This is a genomic window from Butyrivibrio sp. AC2005, from assembly GCF_000424145.1.
Lineage (GTDB): Bacteria > Bacillota > Clostridia > Lachnospirales > Lachnospiraceae > Butyrivibrio.
In genome coordinates this window covers 1-16,791 of sequence record NZ_KE384140.1, presented here as the reverse complement: position 1 = coordinate 16,791, position 16,791 = coordinate 1, and the positions used below count along the sequence as shown (strand labels likewise).

Here is a 16,791-nt window from a genome sequence, read left to right as displayed (position 1 = left end):
AAAAACAGACATATATTTGTAAACTATAACATAGCATATCAAATAATATAGACAAACTGTTTTATTTTAAATACACACATATATACTTCATGCATTTTAAATATGGCAGCTCCATAAAAGATTTAAAAATATCTATATGGAGACTGCCACATTTAATAATCAACATCAATTCAAACCAGTATATACTCTGTATTTACAATAATTTGTCATTCATTATTTATGAACTCCCTAATCTGTTTTCTCGTAAACTCCTTCATATCTTTGCCATCATTCCAAGCCTTATACCAGGCAACAGTCTCCCTAATAGCTTCATCCACATGCCATACAGGCTCCCAACCAAATGTCTCTCTTGCCTTAGCACAATCAAGCTTAAGAAAGCTTGCCTCATGAGGAGCGTTAGCCTCTGACATATTCTTCCAGTTTGCAGGTTCGCCCCAGTACTTAACAAAATAATCAGCAAGGTCTCCGGTATTGATACAATCCTCATCACGGGGTCCGATATTGTAGTAATCAGCATACTTCTTATCAGACGCCTGCTCCATGGCAATCATAAGATATGCAGCAAGAGGCTCAAGAACATGCTGATAAGGACGTGTTGAATAAGGGTTGCGAACAATTATACTCTCCCCCTTAACGGTCGCACGAACACAATCGGGAACAATACGATCATTTGCAAAATCACCGCCACCGATAACATTACCGGCACGGGCTGTTGAAATTGCAGTAGAATCACTCTCTGCGAAAAATGACTTCTTGTAAGAATGAGTCACAAGCTCAGAGCAGCTCTTAGAATTAGAGTAAGGATCAAAACCGTCAAGCTTCTCATCTTCTTTAAAGCCATGATTCTCAATGTCATTATTCTCATATACCTTATCTGTAGTAACGTTTAAGAACGATACTGCACCGGGATGGTTTCTCAGGCACTCCAGGATATTAACCGTCCCCATAACGTTAGTCTCATATGTATAGCGAGGATCCTTGTAGGAATCACGCACAATGGGCTGTGCTGCAAGATGAAGAACCACGTCGGGATTGGCTTCTATATATGCTTTTTCAAGAGCATCAAAATCCCTGATATCTCCGATTGTATGATGAACCTCGTCAGCAAGCCCAAGGATTCCAAACAAGTCAGGATCTGTGTTGGGAGCCAGTGAATATCCGCATACATCTGCTCCAAGGAGCTGTAACATAACACAGAGCCAGCTCCCCTTAAAGCCCGTGTGTCCGGTAAGGAATACCCGCTTACCATTATAGAAATCTTTCATTTTTTCAAAATTCATTTTTTTCTCCTTCGTTCCTAAATCTATAAAAACAACAAGCTTAATACCAACACTATAACGACGCTAAAAAGTGTCCCGAGTAAATAATATTCGGCAAATTCCTTGTCCTCTACAATTTTGTTATATCTTGTTATCGATTTTGCAGTAAGAACAAGTCCAAGTGCAGAATATTGTTGTAAATAAATCAAAATTATCATAACCACTCGTTCTATAGTTCCTATTGTCCTTCCTGCATTTTTTGTAGCCAATATACTATTCTTATCTTTTCCAGTTATAGGTTTGTATTCTTTAAGGAATTTTTGAATAATGACATTAGCAGGCTTATGTATCATCAGAATAATGGTACATACTTTTAACGATTCAATCGGATCCAAAGAACAAGTACTCATTATCTTTGCAAATAAAGTAGTATTCATATCAAAACTATATTTAAAGCATACAAATCCTAGCCCCGCTATAGTTAACACATGCAAAAACTGATCTATACTAAATGTATACCACCCATCTTTTATGACCCTTTTCTTTATCATCACATATTTAAGAGAGTCAATTACAAAATGAACAATAGCAGCTATTACCCCAATACATACAAAGTATTTATTGAATGCCAATGCCATCATAACTATCATAATCAGAATATACACTAATGAATGAATAACTATCCCTCTATAGCTCTTTTCCTTTTCTTCAGCTATTTTTTCTGTCTGAAAATAGTAGTCACCAAGTATATGCCCTATCATCAATGGTAAAATATACTTTGTCATTTTGTTATCTCCTTAAGTGATTTGTCTATAACGTTCTCTACATCCATGTATATTATATATTTACCTGATGACAATCGTCTTGCCACAGTAGATTGCGTTGTTCCTAGCCTCCTAGCACACGATTCCTGGCTTTCTCCGTAATGAATCATATCCATTATTGTGATTCTTTGTTCATCAGACCACTCATTTTTAATAATATTATTTATTCTAAATAGCGTATTAATTTGATCTACCAATATATTGTCATCCTCATATACATTCACTAGCACGTCTGAAGCTTGTCTTTTATATTTTTTTTCTTGAATTCTAAGATCATTTATCATGTTTCTTGCAGCATAATAGGCGGGTCCATCTGCACCTATTGCAGCTTCTCTACTAATCTGAGTCGTTATTTCTCCATATCCGATTCCGAACCGTACTTCTGTAGGATATAGCTGCCGTTGAATTAATCGTATTATTTCTAAAACATACAATCCATCATTTAACAATCCCTGAAATTCATCGCCTAATGTTATGATAAAATTTGCCGCAATATCTTCATGATATATGGTATTTATTGTATTTAACACTTGTTTCAAATTTTCTTGAACTTCCGCCCTTTTTTGGATTTTTTTTGATTGTACTATGTCTCCAATTATCGCAACATATTTTTGCATGTCTTTTCTCCTTATCACAATAATGCATCTATAGCGCATAATTGTCAATAATGCGTTATAGATGCATTATTCAAAAATATGCATCACTATTTTGTTTGGAAAGCTATTACGTTATCGCTATTATATGCTTCTTTAATTCAAAAAATAACAGTATCACTCCGCCTTAAACGCCCAAAACTTATTGATAATAAAGTTCACCGGTACACTAACAAGCAGATTTATGATCGGTGCAATGAACTCAGATATATGGAATATCTGCACCCAAAGTACCATCAGAATACTGTTCAAGAATAACCCTGTAAAAGAATATGAAATATAGGTCTTTATAAGTGCCTTCCAAAGATTTCTGCTCTGTCCTTCCTCCATAACGAAAACCATCTTGTTGTTCCAGTAGAAGGACCAGAGTACACTAAGGACGAAAGCGATGACGGTTGCGATGAGATAATCGTAACCGGCAAAAAGTCCTACTGCACGTAATCCTATGAGTGTAAAAGTATATAACAGATACGATATAACTGTGTTGCTGACACCTACTATCCCGAACTTTATAAACTGCATTAAAGACTCATGGGCTGAGTCAGTATAATCCTTGCCTACGATGCTGAACAGGAAGCGGAATATCGCTCCTGATATAGTTTCAATAATATTCCAAAAAATGTTAACTGACTTACTCACAAAAACTCCTATCTTACATGGTTTAAGGTCAGGCACTTGTTACCTGACCTTTAAGAACCTCATCCGTCAGCTTCGCTGACACCTTCCCCTTAGAAAGGGGAAGGCTTTATTATTGCTATTCCCCCAAGGGACCCTAACTACTTTACCATTCCTCCATAGGGAAGGCTTTATTGTATCGCTTCTAAAATTATCTTCGCCATATATTCCAGCTTCTCGTCTGTCATTCCGGGATAAACGCCAACCCAGAAGCTGTTCATCATGATACGGTCTGTGTTCTCAAGATTGCCTACTACTCTGTAGCCCTCACCGCTTGCGCGCATCTCATCGAAGCAAGGGTGCTTGGTAAGGTTACCGGCAAAGAGCATACGGGTCTGAATGCCATGGCTCTCAACATAATCAACAACCTTATTACGATCTACTCCGTCCTTACAGGTCATGATGAAGCCAAACCAGCTGGGATCTGAATTCTCGGTAGCAACCGGAAGAATAAGCTTCTCCTCAGCGCCACCCTTAATGAGCAGATCCTTAAGGAACTTAAAGTTATATTTTCTACGCTCAACAAATGACGGGAACTTATCAAGCTGTGCACAACCGATTGAAGCCTGAAGATCAGTAGCCTTAAGGTTATATCCAAAGTGAGAATATACATATTTATGATCATAGCCAAGAGGAAGCTCACCATACTGCTTATCAAAACGATGACCGCAGAGATTGTCGCAGCCTGAAGGACATACACAGTCACGTCCCCAGTCTCTAAATGATCTTGCGATCTTGTTAAGGAGAGCATCATCTGTGTAAACAGCACCGCCCTCACCCATTGTCATATGATGCGGAGGATAGAAGCTGCTGGTTCCAATATCACCAATAGTACCAGTGAATTTCTTAACTCCATCAATCTCATACTGACTGCCAAGAGCATCACAGTTATCCTCAACAAGCCAGAGATTATGCTTATCGCAGAACTCCTTTACGCCCTTAAGATCAAACGGGTTACCAAGAGTATGTGCAATCATTACTGCCTTGGTCTTATCTGACAGAGCCTTCTCAAGCTCATTAACATCGATATTGTATCCCGGAATAGTTACATCAACGAACACCGGAACTGCACCATACTGAATGATAGGTGTAACTGTTGTAGGGAAACCTGCTGCCACAGTGATGACCTCATCACCGCGCTTAACCCTTCTCTCACCAAGAAGAGGTGAAGTAAGTGTCATAAATGCCACAAGGTTAGCTGATGAACCTGAATTAACAAGTGAGCAGAACTTTACTCCCAAATACTTTGCAAGCTTAGCCTCAAACTCATCTGTATATCTTCCTGATGTAAGCCAGAACTCAAGCGCACTGTCTACGAGGTTTACCATCTCCTTCTCATCATACACACGTGATGCGTATGAGATGCGGTCGCCCTCCTTGAACTCCTTATTCTGATTATGAAAATTCCTGGCGTAATCTGCCACCAAGTCCAGTATCTGCTTCTTTGCTTCTTCCTGAGTAGCCATATAAATCTCCTTTTCAATTAAAAATCAAATTTGTTTTTAATCAGACCTTCTTTATAACACATTATAAAATAAAAGTCACTCTTTACCATCTCTTCCAAGGTGCCTGGCCGCTCTCCCACAGCTCCTCAAGCTTCTGTTTTTCACGTTGAGTATCCATGCACTGCCAGAAACCATCGTGCCTAAATCCCATGAGCTGACCTTCAGCTGCAAGCTTTCTCATAGGCTCCTTCTCCAGAATAGTCTTATCTCCTTCAAGATAATCAAATATCTCAGGATTAAGGACCATGAAACCGCCGTTAATAAGCGCTCCATCCATGTCATCCTTCTCACGGAATGACTTGATTACACCCTTGCTGACATCCAGGACGCCCTTCTGCTGAGCGATACTTGCCATAGTTATGGTAGCAATTTTTCCATGCTCTTCATGATACTTTTTAAGAGCATCCAAATCTACGTCACACACACCATCACCATATGTCAGCATGAACGGCTCATTTCCGATATACTCCTGAACCCTCTTCACACGACCGCCGGTCATTGTATGAAGACCTGTGTCAACAATAGTAACCTTCCACTTTTCTGAATTATTGTTGTGGACAGTCATCTTGTTAGTTGCCAGATCAAATGTAATGTCAGAATTATGTAAAAAGTAATCTGCAAAATATTCCTTAATTACATACTGTTTATAACCGGCCAGAATTATGAACTCATCATATCCATATGATGAATAATATTTCATGATATGCCAGAGAATAGGCTGCTCACCAAGCTCAATCATCGGCTTGGGCTTATACTGTGATTCCTCTGAAATTCTGGTTCCAAAACCACCTGCTAAAATTACAACTTTCACTTCGTTTCTCCCTTACTAAAATTCAATATTGGCTTTCAAGCCACCTCTCTATAAACTCCTTATATAATGGCACCTGCACATCCAAAAAATCTTCCGGCAAATAATCGAACCACCGCAAATACCCTTGATCTTTTTCTGTTTTTCCAGCATTAAAGCCATCTATAGAATATCCCTCCGGTAATTTACACTCAAATAGCATACAAATATTATGCGTTCTCTGCAAATTAGTATTCTCCGCAAATCTATCCTTCACAGTAAGGGATTCAACGGTTAAGACCGGATTATTATCACATATAACGCTTGTGCCCAGTTCCTCAATAGCAGTCTTCTGCACACGTTCTTCAAATGTTTCCAGCATTCGTATGCACCCACCGGGGATATGCCAGCCACATCCGTAATATTTGTCATCTCTCCAACTAAGCAAAAACCTTTTGTTAGAATCAGTTACAAAAAGATCCACATTCGGTATTGGCGTTAATGAAGCAGTCAGTAAAAATAAAGATTCAGGCAATCCTTTTCTAGGGTCAATTCCCTCACTTATCATTCTATTATTAAGCTCTGATACCAAGTAATCAATTGAACCCACTTTAGCATTATTGTTCATACTCAAAACATTCTAAGATTTTTAATATCTTCTACAATCAAATCTACACAAAGATGATTTTTCTCCATTACTTCATTAAGATTGTATCTATCGATAAACTCTTTTTTCAAGCCATAATTCATCACTTTTATATCACTGGTGCCATAAAAGCTTGCGATTTTCTGTCCCCAACCACCATCAACAACACCATCTTCTAATGTTATAACCAGATCGTGATTTTTCTCAATTTCCGAGAGGAGTTCTGAGTCAACACCGGTAATATATCTGGGATTAACCAAAGTAGCAGAAATACCGAACGATTCTGCCATCGAAGCAACTAATTCCTCTCCCATCTGGTAAAAATCGCCTAATGCTAATACAGCTATTTTTTCGCCATTCTTTGTAATCTTATACTTGTTTAAACTACTATAGTCCTTATCAACCTCACCATCAGCATAAAAAACTCCATTTCTTGGAGCTCTGATTGCAACCGGATGCTCCTTTTGATCAATACTCCAGTCCACCATAGCAAGATATTCCTGCTTATTTGTTGGCGCCAAATATACAAGATTAGGGATATTGGACATCATCGGAATATCAAAAATGCCAATATGTGTTACATCATTAACCGAGTATACTGATGCATTTATAACCAAAAGTGTCGCAGGACAATTATTAATGCACAATTCCTGTGATATCTGATCGTAAGTTCTTTGGAAGAATGTAGACATTGTTGCAAAAACCGGCTTACATCCATTCCTTGCAAGCCCGGCTGCCATTGCTACAGCATGTTCCTCTGCTATTCCTACGTCAACAAACTGTTTACCGGCTTTCTTTCTGTGTTCTGAAGTAAAATTCAAAGAATCAGGCACAGCTGCAATCATCGTAACGACCTCCGGATCTTCTGCCATCTTTTCAAGCAAATGATCACGCATCACTCTGTCATAGCGCTCGCCATTAAAATCACTCTTAAGTTCACCTGTCTCCAAATCAAAAGGTCTTCTCCAATGCCAGGCTTCCTTATCATGCTCAGCAGGTTCATACCCTTTTCCCTTTGTTGTAGCCATATGGATAACAACAGGATGATCTGTATCCTTAACTTTCTGAAATACACTAATCATTTTCTCCACATCATTACCATCATCTACAAAAATATACTCATATCCTAAGGCCTTGAACATATTATCAGCAGCGCTGCCTTTTCCCACCTTAAGGTCTGCAAAATTCTTATATATTCCGCCATGGTTATCTGCTATAGACATTCCATTGTCGTTAAAAAGAACTATAAAATTACTCTTTAATTCAGATGCAGAAAAATCCAGTCCCTCAAGAGCTTCTCCACCACTCATGGAGCCATCTCCAATTACTGCAATAATATTCTCTTTTGTCCCACGAATATCTCTTGCTTTTGCAAGTCCGCTAGCCAAACTTATAGAAGTTGCAGTATGACCAACCTGAAACAGATCATGCTCACTTTCGTCCGGATTTGTATATCCGCTTATTTCCGAATATCTGTCAGAATCTAAAAAGCCATATTTTCTCCCTGTAAGGATTTTATGTGTATAGGATTGATGCGATACATCAAATACAAACTTATCCACAGGAGAATTAAAAACATAATGAAGCGCTATAGTAGCCTCAACCATTCCCAGGTTAGAACCTACATGTCCGCCAATCTTACTTGCTCTATCCAAAAGAAGCCCTCTTATTTCGGAAGCAAGCTCCTTACACTCCTCGGCAGAGAGTTTTTTTAAATCATTTGGATTGTTAATTTTCTCAATATACATGACTTTTCCTCTATAAATTGTTTAGTTTACTGTACTTTTCTCTATCCAGTTCAGGATACATATCCTGGCAAGATTTACCTATAGGTAATGATGGTACCAATCTTTCATCAGGATTCAGACGCATTTCGATGAGCATAGGCTCGTGAAAATCACACCTTACCTTATCACCTAAATTCAACTCCATATATTTCACCCCATATGCATCAGCCAAAAGCGAAAATTTAGGGGTTGAATAGCCTGTCTCCTTAGTCGTATGAATGGCATGATCATACTTCTGCAATTCCTTATCACGAATCATGGCCGAACAATTATTATTTAAAACAACTATTGTAATCGGAAGCTGCCAATGAGATATAAATTGCATTTCCTGACTATTATACTGGAATCCCTGATCTCCCACGAAACATATAACCGGTCTATGTGAAGCATAGTAAACACCAATTGCCTTTCCAATTCCTACTCCCAGAGTTCCGTAAGATTTAGAGAAAAACAACGATGTATTCGGATGAATAAATTCATATGCACGAGAAACCCAGAATTCATTATTCCCCACATCAGAAACAAATGAAACATCCTCATCAATTTGCTTCAAAAAATCAGCTATTATGCTGGCATTTTCTGCTATATCTTCCTCTTTTAGCTGTTCCTTTAATGTATTACAGCATTTAATCCAATCTTCATTTTTTATTACGTCAATACATTTTATCTCATGCTTAACATCATGTATATCCGCATGAATAGGTATGCTATTAGGAATATCTCTTTCCAACTCATATTCATCCGTGTCAATACGGATTATTACCGCGTTTTCATATATACTCTTATAGCTTTTTGAGGCCATAGGAAACGAAAGTCTATTCCCTAAACTAATAATCAAGTCTGCCTTTGAAAGAATAAAATTGCTATAACGAATACCATGGCTACCAATATATCCATAGTACCACCTGCTTTTAGCAAAAATATCCTGAGCTCCTCTGCTGGAAAGAATAGGCAAATCATTATTGATCGCAAATTGTTCTATTTCGTTATATGCATTCGCATTTCTTACCCCATCTCCGACAAGTATGATTGGCCGTTTTGCCAATTTCAGTTTCTCAGCAATCACCTGTAGCTTACTTGTAATCTCTTTGGCGCTATCAAGCTCAATAAAGTCTTTCTCCACCTCCTGCTTAAACAGTTTTGTGTCTATATCAATAAAAACAGGACCTCTGCGACCGGAAACTGCCAATTTACATGCCTCCGGAAGCACTTCTTTTAATTCACTCACTGTATCGATTCGCTTAGATAGCTTGCAGAATGGTTTTAATGACTCAGTAAAATCCACTTCCTGATCTGTCAAAAACCTTTGCTTTGACTTACCATGACTAGTATGAGCTGTTAAAAAAAGAACTGCTACTGATTCAAAATATGCTTCAGTTATAGCAGTTATCATATTTGCTACTCCGGGGCCTCTCGTAGAATATGCTACTCCAAGATTACCTGAAGCCTCTGCATAACCTATAGCAGCATACGAAGACATTTGTTCATGATAGTTAAGATGGGGCTCTATCTCAGGATGACTCTCGCAAGCATACAAAAAATCCAATATTACAGCACCGGGTATTCCAAAGACATCAGTAGTCCCCATTTGAGTAATCACATCTACAATATACTCTGCACCTGTCATTAGTTATTCCCTTTAACCCTTTCAAGCAGCTCTTTAGTATTATCAGGTGTATACCTATATCTCAAATCTTCAGGCATCTTCGAAAGAACATTCTGTATTTCAGACAAGTTCAATCCATAATTATTCTTTAATGCCATAGCATATTTATAAGCTGTTTTATTAATAGCCGGAATAAATCTGGCAACAGAATACCCCCAAAGCTGATCTATGTTAAACTGATTTACAATATCGCACACTTCAAACATCTCATTTAAATCATAGTTTTTATCAAATTCATGATTTAAATAATTCATAACCACTTCAGACTGAACATTACCTGTCCCCTGTCCCATTCCGGTTGCACAGGAATCAATTATTACTCTTCTGTCTCCTCTATTGTTGACAAAATGCATAACATTAGAAAATGCCATTTCCATGTTATTATGTGCATGAAAGCCTATCCTAATATCTTTATCCAATCCGGAATCAAATTTCTTGAAATAGTAGCTTATATCCTTTGAAGTCATATAGCCGTAACTGTCCACAAAATAAAGAGCGTATGCCCCCATCTTGTTTGCACGGTCAATAAGCATATCCAACTGGTCCTCAGTATATCTTACAGTAACCATTGGCTGGATAAAAACCTTATATCCTTTTCTGCACAACCCTTCACAAAAATCCAACGACTTCTCTATTTCAGAATATCTAATGCAAACTCTGGGAGCATCTATCATTCCGGGTTTCCAATCAGGTATACTGTCCATAGGTATATCCGGGCCACGATAAAACGCTGCATATAACTGATTTTCATCATTCTTCTGTGGCAGAACATCTGAAATATCCTCTATAGTCTGATAAATCCCAAACCCTTTTTTTGATTTATCAGATACCTCTATTGCCCCAACCTCAATAATCTCGGCTCCAGTTTTTACCAGATGTTTAGCTATTATATCTCTTTGGATATCAGAAAACACTTCCGTTTTAATACCATTCTTATCCGCATCCTCTAAAGCAAATCCACCATCACGTAGTGTACAATCTAATACTTTTATCTCGTCAAAATTTCTTGCAAAGCTCATGTAAAAACCTCATTTTCATAATACTCTTTTACGGTCTCATATATCCCGGTTTGGGCATCTGTTTTCATATCCCATCCAAGATTCTTTAGCTTATCATTGTTCAGCAAAACTCCCGGTGTACTTTCACATTTTTGTTTTGAATAAATAACCGAAATATTTTTATCAAGTTCGGTACATACACACTCTTTAATAATCTCTGCCATCTCACATGCAGACAAATAATTATTACCTTCTCCATTAGTTGAGATATTATATGCTTCACCTTTTGCTCCACTAACGGCGACCTTAATTATTCCACTGACAGCATCCTTTACATAAATATTATCCCTTTTAGACATCTTATCAGCATTAATAACTATATTCTCTCCATTAAGTGCCTTTTTAATAAATTCATAAAAAGCAGTATTAGGCATATTATAAGTATATCCGTAGACATAACTAGGTCTTATTATACAAACATCCAAATCATATTGCTTTACATAAGCCCCGGCAATCACTTCTATCATTCTTTTTGATTCAGAATACGCAATAGCCGGTGCAGAAAGATTCTCACCATTGTTTGTATTGTCTTCCTTAAAGCTTATGGTATTATTATCAGCATTTCCATAGACAGTTGCAGAAGAAAAAACTATTAGTCTTCCACTTTTTCCTGTTTTATCTCGCATAAACTTAATATAATCCAGGCAATTACGAACTCCTTGAAGATTTGCATCAATCGTATCTATTGGACATGCCTTTATCTCTGCTCCGGAAATAGGACTTGCAGCCTGAAAAACATAATCAAAATAACCAAGCTCAGAATCTAATCCTAAAACAATATTACCCTCGCAATAAGAAAGCCGCTCTTTATTTCCACAGCATGAAAATACTTCTTCCAGCTTATTCTTATTCCTTCCCATTGCAACTACATTTGCCTGTTGCTTTAGTAATTCCTCAACCAAATTACTACCAATGAGTCCACTTGCTCCTATTACAAGAACCCGCTTATCCTTAAACATCTGATTCTTCCTTCTTATCGAAATTAATACGTTCTGATTCTATAACGATGGGCCTGTTCATAATTCTTAGATTAATGCTCATTACATACTCACCCAGCAATCCAAGAAACGCTAATTGCACCGCCCCGAGGAAAAACATTCCTATTGTCACAGGCGCCATACCGGCACTAAATGTATTCCAGTGAGTAAGCTTATAAACAAAATAAATAATTGCCACTATAAAAGACAAAATAGCTGTTATAAACCCTACAAAAGTAGCTAATCTTAATCCAATTTTTGTATAAGAAGTAATGCTTCTCATTGCAATATCATACAAAGCGAAGAATTTAATATGGCTTTTGCCTGCACGTCTCTTCAATTGCTCATACGGCATCTCCAGCCTATTCTCACTAAACTCTGCTACTATTCCTCTCAAAAAAGGAATAGGATCATCAAGAGTCCTTAATACATCCATAAATGATCTATCATATAGACCAAATCCCGTAAAATGTTCAATAATATCTGTATTTGAAATCTGTCTGATAGCCTTATAGTATATTGACCTAAAGAATCTCATTATAGGACTTTCCTGGCTGGATTTCTTTATGGCAGTAATAACTTTATAGCCCTTTTCCCACTCTCTGACCATCTTATGAATCATTTCTAAAGGATCCTGAAAATCAGCGGTGAATAAAATCACACAATCACCTGTAGCTTGTAGCATACCATAGTAAGGCGAATTGTCCGGTCCAAAGTTCTTCAAATTAAAAATAGCTTTTATATTCTTATTTTCTGCGCATAACTGCCTTATAGCATCACGAGTTCCATCATTAGAGTTGTTGTCAATAAACAACAATTCATATTCATATTCCGGCAAATTAGTTGTAATCTCATCTATAATTGCATTTGCCACAGGAACTGCATTTTCAATTTCATTATATGTTGGTACAACAACACTTATTATTTTCTTGTTTGACATATTCCAATCTCTTTCTACTTATCTTGTGAGCATAACAACTCTAATCATCTTCATTTCTTAACCCAACATTCGATCAAGTATCCTTTCCTATACTTCTTACAAATTCACTTTTCAATAATTCACTCTGTTCAGTGTCAGCCTCTCCAACCCGAAGTAGAATATTCCCATTCTCTTCCTCCACACTCGAAATCATTCTGGCGTCAAAAAGTTCAATAATGCTATCATACCAAGCATCCTCATAGCTTAGCCTGTTAGAAAATACAAATATGTAATCAAATTCTCCAAACTCTATATATTTGTGAAATTCCCCATTTGTTGCAAGTTGTCGGTTACCATAAGCTCCTATATCTAAGTCCCCCTCCACCACACAAGGTATTCTGGCTCCTGAAATATGATCTCCCACAGCAAAAACTTTATTATGAATATCTGACGCCATTTCACTATATAACCTATCGCACTTATATGAATCTCTCATAAATTGCTCAAATTCTGCAAGATGATTATAATAGCCCTTATTCAGGAAATCCGGTTCTGTAAACCTTATACTCATTGACCAATTTGTTATTAACAGCAAAAGAATATTGCACAGATAAAAGCATCCAAACCAGAACCCAAACACCTGACGTTCTTTTTTCTTCTCTACTCTAATTACTACTACCGCTGCAATAATCGCACAAGCATATAAGAGCATAAAATAATTCCCGTCAAGCCAATTTCTTAGCATTATTATTCCTATAAATGCACATAACTGCAAAATAAAAACACAAATAATAAACCTTTCCTTAAGCTGCCGTTTTCTTGCACTGAACAAATGATACACAATACAAGGAATAAGCACAATTATTATTCCTGTAATAAACGTACTCCCCCATGCCACATGTATATGCCCTATCATTGCACTCTCTGTCCGAGGATCAATTAAAAAATCATATAAATTTAAAAGCAGTATTTTCAATTGGCTGATGCTAAATATACTACTTAACGGTTGAGAACTTATCCCTATCACAGAAAAAGGATATTTATCAAGAAATCCAATCTTTCTAAATATACCCCCCCATACTTGCGTCTCAGGAACACCTGTTAATATATATGTTCTCGCCCATATAAAAACCAAATCTGTCAACGCCAACAGTATACTAACAATCCCTATATTGTTAATCCTTACTCTATTCTTCTTATCAAGTAACAAACAATAAAAAACACTAAGCAAGATAAGTGTTGAAAACACAGCAGAAGTTGGCTTCAAAGTTTGTGCGTAAATATACGCAGCAAATGTCATCCCCAAAAACCTAAAATCACTACTGCTTAGATATAAGACAAAAAAATACATTAAAAAGAGTTGTATCATCAGCGTCATAGTATCACTCTTAGCAGTAGTTGACATATTCATAATCCCCGGAACTATTGAAACCATTATGGCTGCAAAAAGTGATTTTTTTTCTGATACAAACTCTTTACAAAAGGAATATACTGTTCTGATTATCATAACGGTAAAAATCACATTTAAAGCTGGAACAAATGCGTAACAATCAGTGCTTGACAATGGAAGTGAATACGTTTCAAATCCCTTAGAGTATGTGTACACAACAGCAGTAAACGGAATTTTATCATATATACCACTAATATTATCTAAAATATATGGAGCTCTAAGCCCATACCATGCAGAATCATAATCTATAGAGCTATTTAATCTACCAATTTGTATTATTATTGGAATCACCATTAGCGAAAAAACAAAGTACCTATTTCTAGTACATTGCATTTGCAAAAGAATCTTACCAACTTTATTTAATTTTTCTTTAACGAGGCCAAAGTTATCACATATTGCCAATGCAGCACAAAAAGCAAACACTATTCGGAGATTTTTCAAACCTCCTATAGAGAACATCGACATTACTGCATAGACAATGGTTAATACCATAGCACCAATAAGAAAATCCACTTCAAGATTTCCCTTATCACATAATTTGATAGCCCTCTTGTTTATGGACTCTCCAACAATAATTGTGATTAACACATATAAAATAGCAAATACAATTGGTAAAAACAAAATAGATACATATGAAAAGACAATCATTACAGATATAGGTATTACCAAATTACTCCATATTGCCCCTACCAGAAGAAATAAAACTACTATTCCTAACTCAATTACCATATAAGGAAAATAGCTATTATTTACAATACAATAATCTTTCAACCCATCTGCTGAAAACACAAAATCCAACGCAGAAAAAAGCATCCATGCTGATACGGCACTAAGTACAATACATCTTAAAACTGATTTCATTATTACCTCACATGTCTATTTAAGTTTCATATCCTATTTTTTACCTAACAAATTCTCGACTTTAGCGCTAATGGCCTTATACTTATTCCTTGAAAGCCCTGACAAAAATCTTAGAACCGGTACCTTGCTAAAAAAATAGAATAATACCAAACTACCAACTATTGATGTTGCAGATATTATTAACCAATATTTGTTTCCTATCTCCTGAGTCGGTACAGCTCCAATTACCTCCTCATTTGACATAATACCCAGATAATTAAATATTACAAAAACAAACTTAAAGAACAGAAAGTGAAAGAAAATAATTCCCTGGGTATGTCCCCCTACATATATCAATGCGTTTTTAATCAATTTTGAGACACTACATATTATCCTTGAAAAGAAATATAAAACAATTGATCCATTTACCTGACATAATAAATCTATAAATGGCTCATGAAAATATCTACTTGGATAGTCGATACCATTCCACTTAACAAATCCAAAGTAATATAATATGTAAATGCCAACGCATAAATAGATAAATGCACAAAATATACGGCGATTATCTGCCTGATCCCAAACAGCCACCAACCTCCTGGAACAATCACCCAAACAAATAAATAGCTGTGCTAATAATACAAAATCCAAATCTATAAATAGCAACCTTATTCTAATCCCATTTCTAATAAAATAATACGCTGCCAGATATAGCAACAAAGAAATTGCCATTCTTATAATTACATACTTTTTTATGAACACCTTTAAAATATCAATAACTATTTTTTGTACTATGAATGCCCCAAACAAAGCAATCAAAAACCACATGGCCCCTAAAAACTGAACATATAATTCTCCCCGGAATAAACATATAAACATTGACTTTATATCAAGCAAATATTCTTTCGGAAAAAGTCTATCGTAATATCCCAATCGAGCTAATACTTTCACAAAAATAATTCCTATTGAGGATACCCCAAAATATGGAACTACCAACGCAAAAAATTTCTCTATAAAAACGCTTGTAAATGATTTTTGTTCTAATTTTGAGGTATACCCAGATATCATAAAGAAGGCTGCCATATGAAATTGATAAATAATCATATTAAATTTGCCTGTTGCATGGCCTACCACTACTAAAATTATTGCCAGACCTCTATATACGTCAATCCAATCTATCTTTTTATTAATCGTTTGTTCTACCTTACTGCTGCCAGCCATTACTCACGCCTCACTTCTACCAAAAAATTCCCATTCATCCTAGATTCCAGGAACCCCAAAACTATATTTCAGCCATTTCACAATATTATTTATGTGATAATGTATTACTTTTCAAAATCACAAATATCATTCACGTTTATCATAATAATCTTCAGTGTCATCATAACGCACAAAAAACAATGCCACAACTATAAGCATTGTTTTTGTACTAGCGTAAGTTTACAAGTTATAAAAGGCTAATGCCTCGAAACGCAGTAATCATCTGCGTTTCAGGCAAGTCAAGCCGTATACCTAACTATAGTATTTTTGCTGAAGTCCGTAGACCTCTTCGATCCGTGATGCCAGTTCATCACCTTCGATGAACGCCTCTATCTTCTTGGGCTTTGCTATATCACCATAGAAGGTGGTGACCCTGTTGATCGCATTCATAGACTCAAGGCACTGATCTATGCTGCAGTCAATGCCTTTTTGATGAAGTTCCTTGCGAAGCAGGGTACATAATCTATAGGCAAGCACACAGATAA

At 36.5% G+C, this 16,791-nt stretch carries 15 protein-coding genes; all 15 read right to left on the bottom strand.

Features of this window, described 5'->3' with window-relative positions; all coding sequences use genetic code 11:
• Positions 1–206 precede the first annotated feature (206 nt).
• Positions 207–1,280, bottom strand: coding sequence for a CDP-glucose 4,6-dehydratase (gene rfbG / locus G602_RS0122945; RefSeq protein ID WP_026661131.1), 1,074 nt, complete (start codon positions 1,278–1,280; stop codon positions 207–209).
• 23 nt (positions 1,281–1,303) lie between these two features.
• The gene (locus G602_RS0122940) at positions 1,304–2,044 is read right to left on the bottom strand and encodes a DUF3307 domain-containing protein (RefSeq protein WP_026661130.1); all 741 of its coding nucleotides are present in this window, start codon (positions 2,042–2,044) and stop codon (positions 1,304–1,306) included.
• On the bottom strand, positions 2,041–2,700 hold the full coding sequence (locus G602_RS0122935; RefSeq protein WP_044933411.1) for a SatD family protein: 660 nt from the start codon (positions 2,698–2,700) through the stop codon (positions 2,041–2,043). The genes G602_RS0122940 and G602_RS0122935 overlap by 4 nt, the downstream gene beginning before the upstream one ends.
• Positions 2,701–2,853: 153 nt before the next feature.
• Positions 2,854–3,375, bottom strand: coding sequence for a GtrA family protein (locus tag G602_RS28165; RefSeq protein ID WP_026661128.1), 522 nt, complete (start codon positions 3,373–3,375; stop codon positions 2,854–2,856).
• 167 nt (positions 3,376–3,542) lie between these two features.
• Positions 3,543–4,877, bottom strand: a complete 1,335-nt coding sequence (gene rfbH / locus G602_RS0122925) for a lipopolysaccharide biosynthesis protein RfbH (protein ID WP_026661127.1) — start codon at positions 4,875–4,877, stop codon at positions 3,543–3,545.
• Between the two features lie 82 nt (positions 4,878–4,959).
• On the bottom strand, positions 4,960–5,727 hold the full coding sequence (gene rfbF / locus G602_RS0122920; protein ID WP_026661126.1) for a glucose-1-phosphate cytidylyltransferase: 768 nt from the start codon (positions 5,725–5,727) through the stop codon (positions 4,960–4,962).
• A gap of 22 nt (positions 5,728–5,749) precedes the next feature.
• Positions 5,750–6,331, bottom strand: a complete 582-nt coding sequence (locus tag G602_RS29580) for an NUDIX domain-containing protein (RefSeq protein WP_049945437.1) — start codon at positions 6,329–6,331, stop codon at positions 5,750–5,752.
• Between the two features lie 2 nt (positions 6,332–6,333).
• Entirely contained in the window at positions 6,334–8,097 is a 1,764-nt protein-coding gene (locus G602_RS0122910) for a 1-deoxy-D-xylulose-5-phosphate synthase (protein WP_026661125.1), read from the bottom strand.
• Positions 8,098–8,107: 10 nt separating this feature from the next.
• Complete coding sequence (locus G602_RS0122905; RefSeq protein WP_026661124.1) at positions 8,108–9,763, bottom strand: thiamine pyrophosphate-binding protein; 1,656 nt, start codon at positions 9,761–9,763, stop codon at positions 8,108–8,110.
• Positions 9,763–10,821, bottom strand: coding sequence for a hypothetical protein (locus tag G602_RS0122900; RefSeq protein WP_026661121.1), 1,059 nt, complete (start codon positions 10,819–10,821; stop codon positions 9,763–9,765). The genes G602_RS0122905 and G602_RS0122900 overlap by 1 nt, the downstream gene beginning before the upstream one ends.
• Positions 10,818–11,819, bottom strand: a complete 1,002-nt coding sequence (locus G602_RS0122895) for an NAD-dependent epimerase/dehydratase family protein (RefSeq protein ID WP_026661120.1) — start codon at positions 11,817–11,819, stop codon at positions 10,818–10,820. Before G602_RS0122895 ends, G602_RS0122900 begins: the two co-directional genes overlap by 4 nt.
• Positions 11,812–12,777, bottom strand: a complete 966-nt coding sequence (locus G602_RS0122890; protein ID WP_026661119.1) for a glycosyltransferase family 2 protein — start codon at positions 12,775–12,777, stop codon at positions 11,812–11,814. The genes G602_RS0122895 and G602_RS0122890 overlap by 8 nt, the downstream gene beginning before the upstream one ends.
• A gap of 73 nt (positions 12,778–12,850) precedes the next feature.
• Positions 12,851–15,067 (bottom strand): glycosyltransferase family 39 protein, encoded by a 2,217-nt coding sequence (locus G602_RS0122885; RefSeq protein WP_026661118.1) that lies wholly within the window; start codon positions 15,065–15,067, stop codon positions 12,851–12,853.
• A 33-nt stretch (positions 15,068–15,100) separates the two neighbouring features.
• The gene (locus G602_RS0122880; protein WP_026661116.1) at positions 15,101–16,267 is read right to left on the bottom strand and encodes an acyltransferase family protein; all 1,167 of its coding nucleotides are present in this window, start codon (positions 16,265–16,267) and stop codon (positions 15,101–15,103) included.
• Positions 16,268–16,558: 291 nt separating this feature from the next.
• On the bottom strand, positions 16,559–16,791 hold a 233-nt coding region (locus G602_RS31180; protein WP_026658583.1), incomplete at its 5' end, for a hypothetical protein.